General features: G+C 43.6%; 16 protein-coding genes. 6 read left to right on the top strand and 10 right to left on the bottom strand.

Annotation, left to right across the window (positions count from 1 at the left end; all coding sequences use genetic code 11):
* Positions 1-3 precede the first annotated feature (3 nt).
* Together msbA and QQK21_RS10455 are read right to left on the bottom strand one after the other, a co-directional pair.
* Positions 4-1,752 (bottom strand): lipid A ABC transporter ATP-binding protein/permease MsbA, encoded by a 1,749-nt coding sequence (gene msbA, locus QQK21_RS10460; protein WP_284192137.1) that lies wholly within the window; start codon positions 1,750-1,752, stop codon positions 4-6.
* A gap of 30 nt (positions 1,753-1,782) precedes the next feature.
* Positions 1,783-3,708, bottom strand: coding sequence for a DNA internalization-related competence protein ComEC/Rec2 (locus QQK21_RS10455; protein ID WP_284192136.1), 1,926 nt, complete (start codon positions 3,706-3,708; stop codon positions 1,783-1,785).
* Between the two features lie 320 nt (positions 3,709-4,028).
* Between QQK21_RS10455 and QQK21_RS10450 the strand changes: the two genes are divergently transcribed.
* Positions 4,029-4,574: a DUF2062 domain-containing protein gene (locus QQK21_RS10450; protein WP_284192135.1), complete on the top strand. Its 546-nt coding sequence runs from the start codon at positions 4,029-4,031 to the stop codon at positions 4,572-4,574.
* Between the two features lie 107 nt (positions 4,575-4,681).
* On the opposite strand, the gene lolE is transcribed toward QQK21_RS10450, so the two are convergent.
* Genes lolE through lolC form a run of 3 tightly spaced genes read right to left on the bottom strand, consistent with a single transcriptional unit; the run spans position 4,682 to position 7,812 of the window.
* The gene (lolE, locus tag QQK21_RS10445; RefSeq protein ID WP_284192134.1) at positions 4,682-5,926 is read right to left on the bottom strand and encodes a lipoprotein-releasing ABC transporter permease subunit LolE; all 1,245 of its coding nucleotides are present in this window, start codon (positions 5,924-5,926) and stop codon (positions 4,682-4,684) included.
* 1 nt (position 5,927) lies between these two features.
* A complete protein-coding gene (gene lolD / locus QQK21_RS10440; RefSeq protein ID WP_284192133.1) occupies positions 5,928-6,614 on the bottom strand; it encodes a lipoprotein-releasing ABC transporter ATP-binding protein LolD in 687 nt (228 codons plus the stop codon).
* Complete coding sequence (gene lolC / locus QQK21_RS10435) at positions 6,607-7,812, bottom strand: lipoprotein-releasing ABC transporter permease subunit LolC (protein WP_284192132.1); 1,206 nt, start codon at positions 7,810-7,812, stop codon at positions 6,607-6,609. Before lolC ends, lolD begins: the two co-directional genes overlap by 8 nt.
* A 165-nt stretch (positions 7,813-7,977) precedes the next feature.
* Here lolC and QQK21_RS10430 point away from each other — a divergent pair, with 165 nt between their 5' ends.
* Genes QQK21_RS10430 through QQK21_RS10415 form a run of 4 tightly spaced genes read left to right on the top strand, consistent with a single transcriptional unit; the run spans position 7,978 to position 13,439 of the window.
* The gene (locus tag QQK21_RS10430) at positions 7,978-8,547 is read left to right on the top strand and encodes a PilZ domain-containing protein (protein ID WP_284192131.1); all 570 of its coding nucleotides are present in this window, start codon (positions 7,978-7,980) and stop codon (positions 8,545-8,547) included.
* A 7-nt stretch (positions 8,548-8,554) separates the two neighbouring features.
* Positions 8,555-12,016, top strand: a complete 3,462-nt coding sequence (gene mfd, locus QQK21_RS10425) for a transcription-repair coupling factor (protein ID WP_284192130.1) — start codon at positions 8,555-8,557, stop codon at positions 12,014-12,016.
* A 51-nt stretch (positions 12,017-12,067) separates the two neighbouring features.
* Positions 12,068-12,841 carry a peptidoglycan binding protein CsiV gene (locus QQK21_RS10420; protein ID WP_284192129.1) on the top strand — a complete coding sequence of 258 codons (774 nt, stop codon included), beginning with the start codon at positions 12,068-12,070 and terminating at the stop codon, positions 12,839-12,841.
* A gap of 52 nt (positions 12,842-12,893) precedes the next feature.
* Positions 12,894-13,439: a GNAT family N-acetyltransferase gene (locus tag QQK21_RS10415; RefSeq protein WP_284192128.1), complete on the top strand. Its 546-nt coding sequence runs from the start codon at positions 12,894-12,896 to the stop codon at positions 13,437-13,439.
* Between the two features lie 201 nt (positions 13,440-13,640).
* Here QQK21_RS10415 and QQK21_RS10410 read toward each other — a convergent pair whose 3' ends face one another.
* Positions 13,641-15,272 carry a hypothetical protein gene (locus QQK21_RS10410; protein WP_284192127.1) on the bottom strand — a complete coding sequence of 544 codons (1,632 nt, stop codon included), beginning with the start codon at positions 15,270-15,272 and terminating at the stop codon, positions 13,641-13,643.
* A 552-nt stretch (positions 15,273-15,824) separates the two neighbouring features.
* The gene (locus tag QQK21_RS10405) at positions 15,825-15,989 is read right to left on the bottom strand and encodes a hypothetical protein (RefSeq protein ID WP_284192126.1); all 165 of its coding nucleotides are present in this window, start codon (positions 15,987-15,989) and stop codon (positions 15,825-15,827) included.
* 207 nt (positions 15,990-16,196) lie between these two features.
* Between QQK21_RS10405 and QQK21_RS10400 the strand changes: the two genes are divergently transcribed.
* Positions 16,197-16,520: a hypothetical protein gene (locus QQK21_RS10400; RefSeq protein WP_284192125.1), complete on the top strand. Its 324-nt coding sequence runs from the start codon at positions 16,197-16,199 to the stop codon at positions 16,518-16,520.
* 411 nt (positions 16,521-16,931) lie between these two features.
* Here QQK21_RS10400 and QQK21_RS10395 read toward each other — a convergent pair whose 3' ends face one another.
* From QQK21_RS10395 to QQK21_RS10385, 3 genes are read right to left on the bottom strand one after another with little or no spacing between them, the layout of a single operon-like run.
* Positions 16,932-17,873, bottom strand: a complete 942-nt coding sequence (locus tag QQK21_RS10395) for a hypothetical protein (RefSeq protein ID WP_284192124.1) — start codon at positions 17,871-17,873, stop codon at positions 16,932-16,934.
* Between the two features lie 3 nt (positions 17,874-17,876).
* Positions 17,877-18,824 (bottom strand): hypothetical protein, encoded by a 948-nt coding sequence (locus tag QQK21_RS10390; protein ID WP_284192123.1) that lies wholly within the window; start codon positions 18,822-18,824, stop codon positions 17,877-17,879.
* A gap of 3 nt (positions 18,825-18,827) precedes the next feature.
* Positions 18,828-19,775 carry a hypothetical protein gene (locus QQK21_RS10385; protein WP_284192122.1) on the bottom strand — a complete coding sequence of 316 codons (948 nt, stop codon included), beginning with the start codon at positions 19,773-19,775 and terminating at the stop codon, positions 18,828-18,830.
* Between the last annotated feature and the right edge of the window lie 3 nt (positions 19,776-19,778).

The raw sequence follows: 19,778 nt of genomic DNA, 5'->3' as shown, positions 1-19,778 counted from the left end.
GGCTTAAGAACCGAATTGAATTCTATGCAGCTGTGCATATGCCCCATTTTTTTCTAATAGACTCGTGTGATTGCCCCGTTCGATGATCTCCCCCTCATCAACAACCAATATTTCATCCGCATTTTCAATTGTTGATAATCGATGAGCGATAACAAGAACGGTTTTATTTTTTTGTAGTTCATCCAATGCAGATTGAATCGCCTTTTCGGATTCTGTGTCCAACGCCGATGTTGCCTCATCTAAAATTAGCACAGGAGCATCACGCAAAAGAGCTCGAGCAATGGCGATTCTCTGCCGCTGACCTCCTGACAGGCTAGCACCATTTTCACCAATCACCGTATCTAAGCCCTGTTCCATATTTTCAATGAAATCCATCGCATAGGCTAAGCGAGCTGCTGTTTCTATCTGCTCTCGGCTATATTCCTCGGTTGCAGCATAAGCAATATTATTTGCTATCGTATCGTTAAATAAATAAACATTTTGTGATACCAAAGCGAAATGGCTGCGCAAGTTGGTTAACTTGTAATCTCGAATATCATGCCCATCGAGTTCAATGCGGCCAGAATCTACATCATAGAAACGCGTAAATAGGCTCGCAATAGTACTTTTCCCTGAACCAGAACGACCGACAAGGGCAACGGTTTTTCCTCGGGGGATATCAAAACTTATATTGCGCAGCGCTGGAGCCTCTTTCCCTTGATAAGTAAAAGTGACATCTTTCACTGCAACTTCACCGCGAGCTTTAGCGACTTCGAATGTGCCTTTGTCTTGTTCTGTTTCTAAGTCCATTAGCTCAAATAGAGTCTGGCTAGCCGCCATACCTCGTTGAAATTCGGACGTCACATTCGTGAGTGCTTTAAGAGGACGCATCAAGGCGAACATTGCAGAAAACACCACAGTAAATGTACCTGGTGTCAGCTGCTCTTTAATCGAGTCAACACTCGCTAAAAAAAGTACCACAACCAAAGCGATAGATGCGATGCTCTGAATGACAGGGTTTGCAATCGATTGGGCCGCCACGAGCTTCATTGATTGCTGACGCATTTGGTTACTGACGATATCAAAGCGGTGCCGCTCAACATCTTGACCACCGTAACTCAATACCACTTTATGTCCCTTAAGCATCTGCTCAGCGGAAGCAGTAACATGCCCCATTGTATCTTGCATATTTTTGGATATTTTACGAAAGCGCTTGGATACAACACCAATACCCCAAGCAACAATCGGAGCAACAATAAAGAGCACAAGAGATAGCTGCCAGCTATACCAAAACATCAGTACAAGAAAACCTATGATACTCGCACCTTCTCGCACAATGCTCACTAAAGCACGACTTGTCGCGCCTGCCACTTGTTCTGAATCGTACGTAATACGAGACAATAGACCTCCAGTGGATTCTTTATCAAAATATGACACTGGCATGTGCATAAATTGGCTAAAAATCCTACGGCGCATCAGCATCACGACATTACCCGACACCCAACTCAAACAATAGGAAGAAACAAAACCACTCGCGCCCCTCAAAAGCATCATGCCAAACACGATAAAAGGTAACACACGCAGAAAATTCGATTCCGCGTCACCGAAACCTTCATCGAGAAGGGGTTTCAACAATGAAACCATATAAGTATCAGCAGCGGCATTTATAATGAGAGCGACGACAGCAACAGCGAGGCCAGCTTTATACAGACGAATATATGTCCACAAACGTTTAAAGGTTTGCCAAGTTGTTTCATCTTGAATAGGAGACATAGGAGAGCTTACAGTTTTACAATATGTCCTTTATTCTACTCCCTTACGTAGCATCTGCCTATACCAATGCTGTCCTTTCCCTTGCCTTAATGAGTCAACTTGCCAGTTCGTAGAGTAGAAATGGATACTCACCTGCCCCGAAGACCCTGTGTCGAGCCAAGCCACACCAGCCTTCTTATATCGCTCAACAACGCTTGGATTAGGAAATGACCATTTGCCAAGTTTCGCGGTTGATGCTATCGCCACATCTGGACCAACCACTTTTATAAATTGGCTGATTGATGAAGTGCGACTTCCATGATGAGGAACCATTATTATATCGCTACTCAATTTATGGGGTTCCCTGACTAAAATCCATTCTACTACCGCATCAATATCCCCAGTCAAAAGAATCGATTGTTTGCTATCGGATTGAATCACTCTTACGACACATGAATGAGGGTTATAGGCTCTTGGGACCGACTGATTAGGCCAGATAAATTCAAGTTCTAGCGCTCCCCAAGTCAAGGTTTGCCCTGCAATGCACCTTGTGCTCCTGTGCAGATCCTCACTGCTGATGACATATTCAGGATTCCAGTTTTTGATGATGTAAGCCATGCCACCAGAATGATCATTATCAGAGTGAGACAATATTAAGCCTTTTACATCACTTATGCCGTGAAAGTGCAGAAAAGGCGTGATGATCTGCTCTGCAATACTGCTCTCCTGCCAAGCCATTCCTGTGTCGTAAATAAAAGCACTGTTACCTTGCTTTATCACTACCGCTAGCCCATGTCCGACATCAAGCACAAACACCTGCCACATAGGTTTTTCCTTCCACTCAGTTATTGCAATGGCTAAGCATATACAAGCCAAGCCTTTGCCCTTTTTGTTTAGAAAGGGGAAAATAAGCCACAGTGCAAAAAGTAGACATAGCCAGACGGTTTGCTCATACGACAACGGAAACCAACTTTCGGCGGCAAAGCTCATAACATATAAGGCTGGTTGGATAGAATAATCTACCCATGTCCAGAGATAAGTGCTGGCCAGCCCGATATCGAGTATCAGAGCCGATAAAGACAGAGGAACAACAACGACGCTAAACCAAGAGACAAAGACAATGTTGTAGAAAAAACTGCTGAGACTGATGCCATAAAAAAGCAGTGCCACAGCCGGTATCATCCCTACCACTAAGGCAAATTGAAGCGATAGGAGCTTTTTCCAATACGTAAGAGGAGCGTTTCGCTGAGCTGCAAATAGTAAAATAACCGCAACCGCCCACATCGTTAGCCAAAGGCTCGCAGATACCGAAGAAAAAGGGTCAAAAAACAGCAACAAAGAGAGAATAAGTAGCCATTGATAGCTGGGTGGTATTCGATAGAGCGACGTCGCTAATAAAGAGGCGAGACAACAGGCTAAAATAGCCCTTTGAGTGGGAATAGAAAAACCGGCAAGCCACGCGTAACAAATACTAAAGAAAATAGCGAGGACGATGGGAGCGGTTTTCCAACCCCAAAAAAAACGCAACACCATTTTTCCCACAAGCCAGCCCAAGCCAAAAATGATCCCAATATGCAAACCGGATATGGCCATTAAGTGACTTAGGCCACTGGCTTTAAGCTGCTGCTTTTGGTCATCGGATAGTTCATCACGTACACCAAATGTCAACGCGAGTATAATGCCTTTGCTGGTGAAGCCGTTCACTGAGTCAGCCACTTGTTGGAACCACATATGTCGCCGCGACGCCACAGTTCGCACCCAGTATCGGCTGTTGGCTAAAACATAGCCTCGTCCAACAACTCGCTGCTGCAAAGCAAATTTTTCTGCATCAAAGCCAACATCATTCAACAAGCCAGTAATGGTTTTCAAGCGTATTTTGGCGTGGATTTCATCTCTAACAGTAAGCGGTATAGGTGACACTAACCATATGTTAGGCCTAAACAATGTGGGGATCGTTTTGCCATTAATGGCACTCACTGTCACTTTACCTTGAAATCCATTACTTATTTGCTTAAAAAAGCTGTCAACCTCCGCATTTATGGTAATATTTGCCCCAGATTGAAAAAGTAATTCTTGCTGATGGCGTAAAAAATTGCTGTGTATTACTAATATCAAGCATGCAACCGCACTCCCAGTGCACCATCTTAGTAATTTTGACCTTATACTGAGTATCATGATCAAAAGACAGGGAAATAACCATTGCCATGATGGTACAAACCACCATGATTGAAAGGTGAAAATAACAAAGCAAAACGAAATAAGCGTCCAGTAATTAAAAAAGAGAGTCATATTTCCCTATGCCAAGAAAACTCATAAAACGTTTTATGCCCGACCATGAGGTGATAAAGCGTCAGAAAGCACTGAAAATCTTTGGCAACGTGCTTTACAACCCAAACCTCTGGTGCTTAAATCGTCGCTCAGCTTCTGGCGCATTTGCTGTTGGTCTATTTATGGCTTTTGTGCCTTTACCAAGTCAAATGATCATGTCGGCCGGCCTTGCCATCGTATGCGGTGTTAATCTGCCCTTATCTGTTGCTCTTGTTTGGGTGAGTAACCCTATCACCATGCCTGTACTGTTTTACTTTGCGTACAAAGTCGGCGCCTTGGTGATGCACACCCCACCTCAACCCTTTCATTTTGAGTTATCTTGGGATTTCATCATGCAACAAATGAGCACCATCGGACCGCCTTTTATTCTGGGCTGCATGATTTGTGGCATTGTCTCAGCCATTGCAGGCTACTTCGGTATCAAGGCCCTTTGGCGCTACTCTGTCGTACGAAGCTGGCAACAAAGAAAAATCAGATTAGGTAGATTGCTTAAAAAAGGAAAGCGCAAAGACTAGTCTTTCGAGACAAGCATCGCTTTTGTGAAATGGATGTGTTGTATATAGATTGAAGGGCCACAATGTGGCCCTTTTATTTATCCTTTACTTCGAGCTTATCTTTGTTCCTACTTTGAGCTTAGTACCGAAGCGGGATTTAGTTTGGCCGCGCGTGATGCTGGATACCAAGTTGCGAGTAAACTGAGAAGAATCGCCGTTCCAGATACCAGTAATATGTCAGTCCAAATGACTTGAGATGGAAGGAAATCGACGAAGTAGATATCTCCAGAGAGAAATTGGTGCCCGATGATATTTTCCAACAACTTGATAAGATAGGTCAAATTAGCAGCAACCAACACCCCAAACACACTACCTACAACGCTGCCCAAAACGCCAGAAAAAACGCCCTGCCAAATGAAGATTCGCTTCACTAAACCGTCGGTCGCGCCCATTGTTCGCAAAATCGCGATCTCTCCTGCGCGATCTTTCACCGCCATCATTAACGTTGATACAATATTAAAACTGGCAACACCTATCACCAGCACCATAACTAAATACATTATGGTTCTTACTAACTGTATATCGCGGTATAAAAAGCCATAGTCTTGTTGCCAGCTACGCAGGTAAACATACACATTTAAAGTATTGCCTGCCTCTCGAACAATTTGCGTCGCATTCAATACATCTGAGACTTTCACAGAAACCCCCGTCACAGCATCACCAAGCTGTGCATATTGCTGAGCATCTTTAATAGGCACTATGGCAAGATTGTGGTCAATCTGCCCATTTAATTTGAGAAGGCCGACAACTTGAACTCGAACACGCTTTGGCGCTTGAACACGGGTTGTCGAGCCAGAAGTGGGAATCATCAAGGTGAGGTAGTCACCCACTGACACTCCTAAGAACTTAGCCACACCTTGCCCTAAAACAACTTGCTTTTTATTCGGGACAAAGCGTTGCCACACCTCACCGTCAACATAATCACTGATAGTCGACACTTGAGATTCCAATTGAGGATCGATTCCACGCACTTCTATGGCTTTAACTTTGTTTCCTTTTTCGGCTAAGGCCGTGATAGTGACATAGGGGGCTGCGGCTTCAATGTCGGGATGTTTTTCGGCTTGAGTCATCACCGATTGCCACTCTAAAATGGGGCCACGAACCCCTTCAAACTCTCCATGCGCAATCACAGATAAAACACGGTCTTTCAGTTCTCTTTCAAAACCATTCATCGCCGATAAGCCAATAATGATTACCGCAACACCAACGGTAATACCAATGGTGGATGACAACGAAATAAATGACACCATTTTGTTGCGTTGCTTGGCTCGACTAAAGCGTCCACCAATAAATAACGATAACGACGAAAACAAACTATGCTCCCTCTACACCCAGCAACAAACCATCTTGCATATGCAGCTGCCTATCCATTTTTGCCGCCAACTCCCCATCATGAGTCACAACCAAAAAAGCCGTACCTGACTGCTGGTTAAGTTCTCGCATGAGATCGTAGATAGACAAAGCCGTCTTATAATCCAAATTACCCGTTGGCTCATCGGCCAACACTAAAGACGGACTATTCACTAACGCTCGTGCAATCGCAACACGTTGCCTCTCCCCTCCTGAAAGTTCCGAAGGACGGTGCTCCATTCGGTGATTTAATCCTACTTTGTCGAGTAACGCTCTGGCCGCTTCTTTTGCTTTGGAAGGCTTTTCCCCCCCGATCAAAAGCGGCATAGCGACATTTTCTAGCGCACTGAAATCCGCGAGCAGATGATGAAACTGATACACAAAACCCAGGTGCTGATTGCGAAGCTTTGCTTGCTTATTCGAGCTCAAAGACGCAATCTTTTGTCCAAGAATACTCACTTCTCCTTGTGTCGCATCGTCAAGTGCACCAAGAATATGCAGCAAAGTACTTTTGCCTGATCCCGAAGAACCAATAATGGACGCTAATTCACCTTTTTGTAATTCAAAGCTGACACCTTTGAGTACTTGAGTGTCAAGGTCTCCCTCACGGTAAGTTTTACAAATATTTTGACATTGAAGGAGGTTATTCATATCTCAAAGCCTCGGCTGGTTTAACAAAAGATGCACGATAAGATGGGAAAAGTGTGGCTAACAAACTAAGTACAATAGCCATAAAAATCACAGCCCCAATTTGAAGAGGGTTAATTAAGACTGGCAATTGTCCACCAACAGAGAACAAAGCAACACCAGCCCCATCGAGCAAAGTGTTGAGATTGCTTGCGAGTAACACACCCAGCCCCCCACCGATTAAAGCGCCCACAATGCCACTGCTTGCGCCTTGCACCATAAAAACCGCAATCAACTGTCCACTTGTCATCCCTTGCGTTTTCAAAATCGCCACTTCTGATTGCTTTTCCATCACCACCATAATGAGAGCAGAAATAATATTGAATGCGGCAACACCAACAATAAGACCAAGCATCAGACCCATCATATTCTTTTCCATGCGTACCGCCTGAAACAGTTCACCTCGTTGATCTCGCCAATCTTGCCACTTCCAACCATCAGCTAATGGTCGCTGACTGAGCTCACTGACAATGAAAGGGTCATCAAAGAACAGTCGCCAACCAGTGATGGTGTCTTTCGGTAATCGAAGTAAGCGCGCAGCATCATCAATATGTGTCAACATCAGCTGACTATCGACATCCGACCCTGTATTGTAGATCCCTGCAACGGTAAAAATTCTTTGACTGGGTATACGCCCAAGAGGAGTAAATTGACTTGCACTGGTCACCATGAGGCGAACTTTATCGCCGACAGATACTTTCAATGTTCTCGCCAAGCCTTGACCAATAAATACTTGATATTGATTAGGCTGCAAAGAGGAAAGACGGCCAGCGATTAAAAATAATTCTATTGGGTCGCGATCACCGGGTTTAATGCCGACCAATAAACCCGCTGACAAAGTGCTTGCGCTTTGAATCACAGCTTCACTTTGAACGATAGGTTCAGGAGAAGCGGCGCTTGACCATTGTCCAACAAATTCAGGCGGCGTTGTGTACGGCGTCTTTCCATCAGATGCAGAAACTATCGCTTGGGGCAGTACACCAAGGATGCGCCCTTTTAGCTGCGCTTCAAAACCATTCATCACGGAAAGAACCGTAACCAGAGACATCACACCAATGGTAATGCCCGCCGTAGACATATAGGAAACAAAACGACTAAACCTATCACCAGAGCGTCCTCGCAAATAACGAAGACCAATAAAGGCAGATACAGGATGGAACATAGTTATAACCAAAAACGTTTGATAGGCGTTACTGTAACGATTTATCGCCTTGGGTTGTAGTCCTTATTCGCCAATTTGACGTCAAATTAAGCGTGAAACAACGACATACCTTGATTAGTTGCTGCTTATGACGATAATCAACACATAGCGTCAAGGAATTTGCATATGTCTGATCAAGAATATTTTACTGTACATCACAAGATGTCCGTTAACGTCGAACCTTTATCGAATACAGAGGTTTTACCAAGTTATGATCAGTTTGAACGCGAAATTCCAGCCCCTTTTCTTGTCGCAAGCGAGTTCAGCCATTTAGATATTCTAAACGAGCAGGCCCGTGTAGAGTTGAAAAACAACGATTTTAAACATGTTATTGATCTCCTCGATGCGCAAAACTCCAAACTCAACTTACTGCTGACTTTTATGCTCTCTCAGCAAGACGATGTCACTCATCGCCATCAAACTCTGTCCTTTGGTGCAAGTAAATTCTGCTATGGTGCAGGTTCAGCACTGGCTATCGGGACTAAAGTGCGAGTAAAAATGTTTATTGAGCATCCGGCAACGGCTATCTACTGCTATGGCCATGTAGAAACTAGTAATCAAGATGGTGATGATTTCCTAATCACCATCAAATATGATTTACTACGTGACCAGGATGAAGATCTCTTGATAAAAGCAGCACTGTACCAGCAACAAAAATTACTTCGTCAGCGCTCAAAGGATCGCGACAAAAAATAATCGAATTATGCCTATTACATCACTTCTCAATCTGGCCAGTCCTTCTGGAACCAGAGATAAAAAACAGGTCGGTAATTTGCGAGGCGCTAGTTTGGCTCTTGCGGTTGCTGAACTCGCTAACCAGCATGATAGCCACACGCTATTGGCGGTTGCTGATCCACAAACTGCGCTGAAACTGTTACAAGAAATCGAGCAATTTACAGACCAAACAGTTTCTTTGTTCCCTGATTGGGAGACGCTCCCCTACGATAGTTTCTCTCCACACCAAGAAATTATCTCTGACCGTATTGCTCGTTTGTACCAACTGCCCACACAAAATAGTGGTATTACTATTATTCCGGTCAGCACACTATTGCAAAGGCAATCTCCCAGAAGCTTCTTGCTACAACACACACTGATGGTCAAAGTGGGCGATCTATACTCGCTTGAAAAACTTAGAATCCAACTTGAAAAATCGGGATACCGCCATGTTGATCAGGTTTTCGGGCCTGGCGAATATGCCAGCAGAGGTTCGATTCTCGATCTGTTCCCTATGGGTTCAAGCGATCCGTTTCGTATTGATTTTTTTGATGATGAGATAGATACAATACGTACTTTTGATCCAGAAAATCAGAGGTCGATAGAGGATGTGAAGGAAATTTGCTTGCTCCCTGCGCACGAGTTTCCCACCACTGAAGGCGCAATAGAAGATTTTCGTATTCGCTGGCGTCAACGCTTTGAAACCAGACGAGAGCCTGAATCTGTCTATGTTCAGGTCTCAAAAGGCATATGGCCTGCGGGTATCGAGTACTGGCAACCTTTGTTTTTCGAGCATACAGAAACATTGTTTGACTATATTGCCGATAACAGCCAACTGATCACGGTCGGTGATTTAGACGCTGCCATTGACCACTTCCTGTCGGACGTCGAGTATCGCTATGAACAGCGTAAAATCGATCCTCTGCGGCCTCTCCTTCCGCCAACAGAATTGTGGCTAAAAAAGGACGAACTGTTTAGCCACTTTAAGACACTACCTCAAGTTCATTTATCCGCAGATACCATTGTCGAAAAGCAAGGACGAGTGAACTCAGCCATTTGTCCTTTACCTAATCTTTCCGCCCAGCATCAAAATAAAGAGCCCTTGGCAGCACTGCGTCAATTCAGTGAAACCTTTGCCGGCAAGATTGTATTTTCAGTTGAATCAGAAGGACGCCGAGAAGCATTACTTGAGCTTTTGCAACGCATCAAACTTCGTCCTGTCGAACTCGATTCGCTGTCCGCAGCGCTCAACGCAGACAGTAAATATACTCTTGTACTCGGTGCGGCCGAACATGGATTCATATTTGGTGAAGAACAGCTCGCACTAATATGTGAAAGCGATCTGCTGGGCGATCGGGTGATACAACGCCGTAGAAAAGATCGAAAAACCACCAACAGTGATGCTGTTATTCGTAACCTCGCAGAGCTGAAAGCTGGTCAACCCGTGGTTCACATTGATCATGGCATTGGACGATATATTGGGCTGCAAACTCTCGAAGCGGGAGGCCTTAAGACCGAATATGTCACCCTAGAATATCAAAATGAAGCCAAACTTTATGTGCCGGTGGCGTCATTGAATTTGATTAGCCGCTATTCTGGAGGCGCTGAAGAATCGGCCCCGCTGCATAAATTGGGTGGCGAAGCATGGGTAAAAGCGCGGCGCCGAGCCGCTGAAAAAGTGCGTGATGTCGCTGCAGAGCTTCTAGATGTGTATGCCAAACGCGAGCTAAAACCCGGTTATAAATTTGCTTTAGATCGCGACCAATACGCCACATTTAAAGCCGGCTTTCCGTTTGAAGAAACCGACGATCAGTCGATGGCAATTAACGCGGTGATGTCGGATATGTGCCAAGCGAAAGCAATGGATCGCTTGGTGTGTGGTGATGTAGGCTTTGGTAAAACCGAAGTCGCAATGAGAGCGGCATTTGTTGCCACAGACAACGGAAAACAAGTCGCCGTGTTGGTCCCTACCACTCTTCTCGCTCAGCAACATTTTGAAAACTTTAGAGATCGCTTTGCCAACCTACCGATTCGTGTCGAAGTTTTATCTCGCTTTAAAACCGCCAAAGAGCAAAAGCAAGTCCTACAAGATATCGAAGCGGGTAAAGTAGACCTCGTGGTTGGCACTCATAAACTCTTATCTGACGATATTAAGTTTAATGATCTTGGGCTGCTGATTGTTGATGAAGAACATCGCTTCGGCGTACGCCAAAAAGAAAAGATGAAAGCAATGAGGGCAGATGTTGATATTCTCACTCTCACTGCAACCCCCATCCCTCGTACGTTAAATATGGCCATGAGTGGCATGCGCGATCTGTCGATTATTGCCACTCCACCCGCGAGACGTTTAGCCATCAAAACCTTTGTGCGCCAATATGATACGGCTGTTATAAGAGAAGCGGTGTTACGTGAAATAATGCGCGGAGGACAGGTTTACTTCTTACACAATCAGGTCGAAACCATTGAAAAAGTGGCCGCGGATCTCGAGAAGTTGATACCAGAAGCTCGCATTACCGTCGCACATGGACAAATGCGTGAGCGTGAGCTGGAGCGCATTATGAATGACTTTTATCACCAGCGCTTTAACCTCTTGGTCTGCACTACCATCATTGAAACCGGTATCGATGTTCCAACCGCCAATACCATCATCATGGACAGAGCTGATAACTTAGGTCTTGCCCAGTTGCACCAATTGCGTGGCCGCGTGGGACGCTCGCATCATCAAGCCTATGCATATTTGCTTACGCCGCATCCCAAAGCGATGACAAAAGACGCCGTCAAACGTTTAGACGCGATTGCGTCGCTTGAAGATTTAGGCGCTGGCTTTACCCTCGCGACCCATGATCTTGAAATACGCGGTGCTGGGGAATTGCTTGGAGATGAGCAAAGTGGCCAAATTCAATCGGTTGGGTTCACTCTGTACATGGAAATGCTGGAACAAGCTGTTGAGGCGCTCAAAGAGGGTAAAGAACCGTCTCTCGACGAACTGCTGCGAGAGCAAACAGAAGTTGAAATGCGTTTACCTGCGCTGCTTCCCGATGATTATATCCCGGATGTCAACACCCGTTTGTCAATGTATAAACAAATTGCCAGCGTCGCCAACCAAACCGAATTGGACGATCTTAAAATTGAACTGATCGACCGATTCGGTCTCTTACCGGATGCGACGAAAAATTTGCTCTCAGTCTCTGAAATTAAACTCGAAGCAGGCAGCCTAAAAGTGAAAAAAATAGAGGCGCACGACAAAGGTGGCTTCATTGAGTTCTATCCGGATGCTGACATTAATCCAACCTATTTGGTTAAACTATTGCAATCACAGCCGCAAAAATTTGCAATGGAAGGCCCAACTAAGTTTAAGTTTACGGTACCATTGGTGGACAGACGTAAGCGGATTCAATTTGTCGGTGATATGTTAGGAGAGTTCCGCCATAACCTTCTACCACAAGCCTGAGAAGATCAGGCTTAATTAATTCAAGGTAATGTACCTTATTTTGGAGTTGCAATGAAAAAGCTGATCCCACTACTACTTCTCGTTGTTGCCATGCCCTCTTGGGCTCAGCGCCAATTTGATATAGAAGTGATCATTTTTAAACGCGTATTAAATCTGGAACAAACCAGCGAGTCTTGGCCTGATTCACTGCCTGAGCTTTCCATAGACAATGCTGGCTACCTGAGCGATAGCAATTATCGTAGCCGAAAAGGGGTCACCCTATTGCCGGCTTCCTCATACAAGCTCAATTCACAAGTCCAAAAGTTGCAGAGTCACGCAGGGTTTAAAGTCCTTTCACACATGGCGTGGAGACAAGGTGACGGTAATCGCTACCGCGCACCTACCTTCCGCATTAAAGCGGGAAGTGACCTTTCCGGACAATTCAACAACGATGGCAGCCCAAAGCAGCCAAATATGGGCACTGAAGTCATAGATGGCGTGACCGAAGAAAATATTGCTAAGCCGCTTTATGAGCTAGACGGTAAATTACAAATTTACGTTGAACATTATCTCTATGCTGATGTTCAGCTCGATCTCAGAGCGCCAAGTACCCGTGAGGTGAAACTGGAAGACAACCCTCTGGTGTTAGCCAATCTCAATGACCTTGAAGGCAGCGATACTGTCCAAGCTGGGCTAATGGAAGACATTGCCCCTTCGGTTCATTCCGAGCAGTTTCTCAAGCGCTACCGCATGGATCAAAAACGACGTATGCGCAGCACAGAAACCCACTTTTTGGATCACCCCCTACTTGGGGTCATTATTCAGGTGAGACGTGTACCTGAGTAGTCGTGGCAAATGAAAATATCCAGAGTGCTGCTTGTCAAAAGAGAGGACGACAATGAAACCAGACTACCAGATTGTCACTGCTCGGCTAGTGTTGAAGTTGATACCTCAAGACGATGATGAGCCATTCACTCAGTGCGTTCTTGCCTCTCCGAGCTTGCATCGTTGGATAGACTGGTGCAATCAAGACTTTTGCGTCGATGAGGCGCAAAAGTTTATTCTGGCGACTCGCCTAAATTGGATCAAGTCTGAAGCCTTTGGTTTTGGCCTTTACACACGCAAAGACAATACTTTCATTGGCATGGTTGCCGTCAATGAGCTCTACCATACTTTTAACATGGCAAGTATTGGTTACTGGCTTGGTGACCACTACCAAAAACAAGGCTACGCGAAAGAAGCCGTCGATGCCTTGGTAGAATTTTGCTTCGCTATTTTGAAAGTAACCCGCATAGAAGTTGTCTGCGACCCAGATAATATCTCAAGCCAGAAGTTAGCTCAGTCATGTGGGGCTGTGTTTGAAGTCAGTGCACCCAATCGGTATATATACAATGGCAAGCCCAAACAAGGCTTGGTCTACGCTATTCTTCCCCCAAAATCTTAACTGTTACAAGCTCCGTCAGAACATCTTCGGACAGATGTTTGCCAGTTTCTCACTAAATGAGCTAATTGTTGATAACTACATATATGAAAGTTCGTTTAATTTGATCAGAGCAGTGATGGTGTATCACTTTGGTAGCTTCAATAAAATGAGACGGTTATTAAGCCGCCTCATTAACGTCTTTAGTTTTTGCAAAAAATACTATTAGATTTTCACAGAAACTCTCAACTGATTACTCTTAGGGCTCTCTTTGAGTGTTATACCCATACTGTTACCCAAATCACTGAATATTTTCATTACAGCAACTTTTTTCTCTTCACTAACTCGGAGTAGAACATCTGCACCATTTACTGATAGTGTCTCACACCCACTTATTTGGTTCTTAGAGATAAAGTTATCGACAGCATTACGGCGAATATTCTTTTGTATATCTGATGTCCAATTTGTGGCTCTTACTGATTTTTGTGAAACAAGGTCAGTAATATTTGGAATCTTGACTCTTAACTCATCACCCCTAAACCCATTTTCAACTTTTAGTCCTTGAACACTTTTCGTTAGATCTTGAAGCGTTTGTTTTGTTTGTTCTAGATTAGAGGGATGATCAACTCGAAGTAATGCATGCATCCCATTTACCGAAACTAAGCTACACCCTTGTATGGGGTTATTTTTTAGCAATGTCTCAATAAATGCTAGTCGACTCTCTTTGCTTTGAAACGCCTCCGTCCGTTGCAATTTCAGGGATTCGCTATTTTTGTCCTTACTCCTTGTGCCAGATGAACGTTGGTTCTTCGTTTGTTCGTAGTTATTCAATATATTCCTTTGTTGTTCTAGGTTATTTCTATCGACAACGACTAAGGCGTTTTTAAAGTCTTTTCGTTGATCTGGACTCATGCCAATTCTATCCTGCTCAGTAATGACAGGGCTCTCCTTACTCACCTTATAACCAGTAATTTTTTCTAGCTGAGTAACCATATTCTGGTTTACTGAATTCTGGTTTACTAAATTCAAGTCAGCATGTCTCAATTGACCTAATGCTACAAAACCTTCAGTATTTTTTTCAAACTTTGCGGGAAACATGTTTTTAAGGTTGTGCCCACCCATACCAATCGAAACACTTTTTGCTTGCTTGTTATTGTCTAGCAGCGAAATGGCTTGAGCCACAACTAAATGCTTGAGGTCTTTCGGACTGTATTTGCTTATACCATGATTATCAATCATGGCAATGGTACCGATACAAAAATCACCAGTATCTTGTTGCCAAAGATTGTAGTGGCCAACATAATCACCAGAGCGATTGAATACCTTTACAGAAGTACCTTGATTGGATAGATATTCAGCAGTAGGATAATTTCCTCCCACTGCACCTGGGAAATCACAATGTTTCGTTTTACAGCTTAAGAAAAAAGGGGCACCTTTCGTATAGTCTTGTTCCTCAAGAGGTTTTGTCTTGAGGTTGCCTGCTGTGACCTCTTTCAACTCAAAGTCGGTAGTCTTTACACCTCTAGAGTTCGTTATATCTTTAGCAAGCGCTAAAAATCTTCCTTTATCCATAAGAGTTTCCTCTTTACTGTAGAGGTCAGTAAACACAGAATCTTGATGGTGAGTGGTTATGTCTTCTAGCCCTTTTAACTCATGCTCACTAACTGGGAATCGCTTCGGTGTGAGATAATTGTTTGTTAACGAGACCCCATTTCCTTCTAAAGTATTCAGTATTACCTGCATATTGCTTTTATATGCTTCGTGGTTACTTGCCACTTCTCCACTCTCTCGCTTTGGCTCATCAACTGGTTTATCGCAAGTTTGTAGATGTTGGTTAGGTTGAACTGATGTAATCATTTATACGCCTTTAATCTTTGAGTTAACATTTAAGAAAATTTTCAACCGATACTAATTAGCTACTGATTACTTTGGCATCAGAATTAAAGAGAAATAAATTGAGAGCCTTTGACTAAAGACTTAAGTACTAGAAAAACGTTTCTATTGGGTTCCACACTAAATTGCCGGAGTTTTCACATAACATCACCCCTCTTGTGGTTTTTTCACGAAAACTGATTTTGTCAAAGGCTCATTTTCAGGGGCTTATCGCAAAAAATGAACGATCTTTGAAATTTGGTTCGGCAGGAATTTTTATTTTTATTTATAACCATAAAATATTGCTTGACCTACAATATAATGGTTGAGAGAAATACGCGTCGGAAAAGTTTTTGGCATCTTCAATTCCCACTTCCACGACAGAATCAATGATGTCTGGAAAACCTCTTACTCATTTTTTCCACTGCTCAAGAGGCATTTCATCATTACCTATCTCAGCATTATACGAGTGTACTCTGCTCTCTCAGCCATTGAACATCGTCCCATAGCCCTTTCGAACGCAAACAGCAGAACGCCTTAATAAGCGTCACGCCCAGCAAAAATTTGGAAGAAAGGAACTGCCTTAATGACATTATCTAAAACAGAGTTCATGTCTGTGATGTGGTTCATTTGTTCAACGTATTCCTGCATACGGACTGATGGCCTACAACCCTCAACACGACAAAACTCACCTTTAACCATGATCCACAACTCGCCTTAAAAATTAGGTCTAGGATTTTAATAAAAAACAAAATGAAGGTGACATTTGTACCAAATCAGTAGTGATATTGGCTAAACGTCGTCCCATAAACACTAATCAAGCTTAATTTATACGTAAGACTTGTCGGTAATCGAACAGACTGAAATAATCTACTTTTAGATATCAAAGCCTCTGAGCTCAATAATTATATGATTGACCTATTATTTTTTTTAGCTTTAGCTGTCTATTTTGTATTTTGGTCTGGAAGCGATACCAGCAAAAAACAAGCATCTATCGCCATTTTGATTTACCTTGTCTACCTGTTTATTTACAAGATTATCCCCCCTTTTCCAGCAATGACGACCAAGTATGATGGTCAGCTCTATGGTTTTATGCCACTTGTTTCTTTAGGCGCTATTCTACTCCCCCATTTTAATGGTCAATCGTCTGAAGTCGTCACACAAGCATTAGGCTGGCTAGGAATCGTTACCGCTATTGTCGTTATGCTTTGTTTTAAGTTCTACGTCTGGTAATCCTAAATGTTAAGCTCATTCAGTTAGCCTTTGGCTTTACCTCAATAGTTGGCACCTATTGCCAGCGAACATCATTTTCTCTTGTATAGTGGCTTTTAAGTTTACATGACTGCTTTTGACTCCATAGTTCATTGAGAGTCGCTATACTTTCCATCCACCGCTTATTTGGAAAATTTATCAACTTAAAATAACCGGTTGGGGGTCATTTTTTCCAATGCTTATGTGAGAGCAGCATCCTGCGTCAAACCAGAGTTTATAAAGGAACGGGGTACAAACGTTATACCCTCTTTTATCTACGACCCAAAGCTCGGTGCTTTTATATATTGTGAATGAAAAAGAAGAAGACCCCGATTGGAAGCTTCTTGGTTTGTACATTGTAACAACTAGCGAGAGTGGCAAAGGTACGATCACTCAGGCGTTTGCACTTTCTGCTTTAGATCGCTCAATCTCAGACTCGGTTTGCCACTTGCCGTTGTAAAGGTACTCACATTCCGGAAGTGGGGTGTTTGCAGCCCTTAAATCAAACACCTCTTCGGTTTGATATTCTCTATTACAAACGGGAATGTTAAACAGTCTTGATTCTGGCTTGGCTTCAAACAGTTTTTTGTGGTCAGTCACTTCTCTGCAGTCAAGCTTATATTTCGTTGCTAACTGATTGACCATGGATTCCAAGTCCGCTTCGGTTTTAAAAAATATGTAGCAACCGGATCGACTGTGTGAACGGATAATAGTGTTGTGTTCCATATCGATATATTCACATATATCCTGCTTAAAATAGAACCGGATGACTTTCCTTTTTTTATTGTAATAAGCAAACAGCCAGTCTTCGCGCTCTCCAACTCTCACTTCGGTTGGTTCATCAGGCTGGCGCTTTAACATACCAAATGAGAGCAAAATAAAGCCACCCGCTCCCGCTAATGCCATTGGGCCAACCACCGCTACCATTATCACACAGACTACCGAGCCTACCCAGCCAACGGCTTGTGTGGCGGTATTTACCCACTTAGGCATATTACGACGCTTTTTCATCACAAAGCCTTTGTCAGAAAAAATATAGTCATAGCGATAATCGAGGCCAAACATTAGGTAGCTGAGTCCGTACCCCATGGTTAGCACACCGGCAGCCACATACCCTATCAGAGGGTCTCGTAATGAATACCAAAACAAGAAAAAAACCACTGACATGATGGCAATGGGAACTAAGCTGTCAAATATATATGAAAAACGATTCGCTTCTTCGATATCATACTTACGCCATATTGTTAAATTTTCTCCTGTGAGGATCTCTTGCTCTTGCGCTTCTTGATAAACCGCCAACTCTTCTGGGGTGATGTAAAAGGGTGAATACGCCAAGGGTTACTCCTTGGCCGTCATCAGTTCAGATTTAGATCGTTCAATCTCAGACTCGGTTTGCCATTCGCCGTTGTAAAGGTACTCCCACTCAGGAAGTGGGGTGTTTGCAGCCCTTAAATCAAACACCTCATCGGTTTGATATTCTCTACTGCAAGCAGGAATGCTAAACAGTCTTGATTCTGGCTTCGCTTCAAACAGTTTTTTGTGGTCAGCCACTTCTCTGCAGTCAAGCTTATATTCCGTTGCTAACTGATTGACCATGGACTCCAAGTCGGCTTTATTTTTAAAGAAAACATAACAATCTGATCTATCTTGTGAGCGAAAGATAGTCTCGTGAGCAGTATCTTGGTATTCGGACCTGTCATATTTAAAAAAGAACTGGATCACTTTTCTTTTCTTGTTGTAGTCCGCAAACAGCCAATCTTCACGCTCTCCAACTCTCACTTCGGTTGGTTCATCAGGCTGGCGCTTTAACATACCAAATGAGAGCAAAATAAAGCCACCCGCTCCCGCTAATGCCATTGGGCCAGCCACCGCTACCATCACCACACAGACCACCGAGCCTACCCAGCCAACGGCTTGTGTGGCGCTATTTACCCACTTAGGCATATTGCGACGCTTTTTCATCACAAAACCTTTGTCAGAAAAAATATAGTCATAGCGATAATCGAGGCCAAACATTAGGTAGCTGAGTCCGTACCCCATGGTTAGCACACTGGCAGCCACATACCCTATCAGAGGGTCTCGTAATGAATACCAAAACAAGAAAAAAACCACTGACATGATGGCAATGGGAACTAAGCTGTGAAATATATATGAAAAACGATTCGCTTCTTCGATATCATACTTATGCCATATTGTTAAATTCTCTCCTGTAAGGATCTCTTGCTCTTGCGCTTCTTGGTAAACCGCCAACTCTTCTGGGGTGATGTAAAAGGGTGAATATGCCAAGGGTTACTCCTTGGCCGTCGTGAGTTCAGATTTTGATTGTTCAATCTCAGACTCGGTTTGCCATTCGCCGTTGTAAATACGTCGCCATTCAGGAAGCGGGGCGTTTTGTGCTCTAAGGTCAAAGGTATCGGCTACCGGAAATTCAAGACTCCGAGAAGGGATATCTTTAATTCGAGGCTCAGGCCTTCCTTTAAAAAACTCTTTGTGGTTTGGAAATTCAATACATTCGATATCATATCTATTTGAGAGAACCTCTAGCACCTCATCTAGTTCTTCGGCTGTTTTAAAAAATAAGTAGCTATAACCACGAGTTTGAGCTCTGAAAACGGTATGTTTCACTAGATCCCGTTTAGAACAATAGTCATATTTGTGATAGAAGCGAATTACTTTGCGCTTTTTGTTGTAGTAAGCAAACAGCCAGTCTTCGCGCTCTCCAACTCTCACTTCTATTCGTTCATCAGGCTGGCGCTTTAACATACCAAATGAGAGCAAAATAAAGCCACCCGCTCCCGCTAATGCCATTGGGCCAGCCACCGCTACCATCACCACACAGACCACCGAGCCTACCCAGCCAACGGCTTGTGTGGCGCTATTTACCCACTTAGGCATATTGCGACGCTTTTTCATCACAAAGCCTTTGTCAGAAAAAATATAGTCATAGCGATAATCGAGGCCAAACACTAGGTAGCTGAGTCCGTACCCCATCGATAGTACACAGGCAGCCACATACCCTATCAGAGGGTCTCGTAAGGAATACCAAAAAAAGAAAAAAACCACTGACATGATGGCAATGGGAACTAAGCTGTCAAATATATATGAAAAACGATTCGCTTCTTCGATATCATACTTACGCCATATTGTTAAATTTTCTCCTGTAAGGATCTCTTGCTCTTGCGCTTCTTGGTAAACCGCCAACTCTTCTGGGGTGATGTAAAAGGGTGAATATGCCAAGGG

It is taken from the genome of Vibrio zhanjiangensis (assembly GCF_030161235.1).
Lineage (GTDB): Bacteria > Pseudomonadota > Gammaproteobacteria > Enterobacterales > Vibrionaceae > Vibrio > Vibrio zhanjiangensis.
This window is presented reverse-complemented; position numbering and strand designations above follow the sequence as displayed.

Coding starts and splice junctions, on each gene's coding strand:
- msbA (WP_284192137.1), bottom strand. CDS start 1,752: ATGTCTCCTATTCAAGATGAAACAACTTGGCAAACCTTTAAACGTTTG.
- QQK21_RS10450 (WP_284192135.1), top strand. CDS start 4,029: ATGCCAAGAAAACTCATAAAACGTTTTATGCCCGACCATGAGGTGATA.
- lolD (WP_284192133.1), bottom strand. CDS start 6,614: ATGAATAACCTCCTTCAATGTCAAAATATTTGTAAAACTTACCGTGAG.
- lolC (WP_284192132.1), bottom strand. CDS start 7,812: ATGTTCCATCCTGTATCTGCCTTTATTGGTCTTCGTTATTTGCGAGGA.
- QQK21_RS10430 (WP_284192131.1), top strand. CDS start 7,978: ATGTCTGATCAAGAATATTTTACTGTACATCACAAGATGTCCGTTAAC.
- mfd (WP_284192130.1), top strand. CDS start 8,555: ATGCCTATTACATCACTTCTCAATCTGGCCAGTCCTTCTGGAACCAGA.
- QQK21_RS10420 (WP_284192129.1), top strand. CDS start 12,068: ATGAAAAAGCTGATCCCACTACTACTTCTCGTTGTTGCCATGCCCTCT.
- QQK21_RS10415 (WP_284192128.1), top strand. CDS start 12,894: ATGAAACCAGACTACCAGATTGTCACTGCTCGGCTAGTGTTGAAGTTG.
- QQK21_RS10410 (WP_284192127.1), bottom strand. CDS start 15,272: ATGATTACATCAGTTCAACCTAACCAACATCTACAAACTTGCGATAAA.
- QQK21_RS10405 (WP_284192126.1), bottom strand. CDS start 15,989: ATGGTTAAAGGTGAGTTTTGTCGTGTTGAGGGTTGTAGGCCATCAGTC.
- QQK21_RS10400 (WP_284192125.1), top strand. CDS start 16,197: ATGATTGACCTATTATTTTTTTTAGCTTTAGCTGTCTATTTTGTATTT.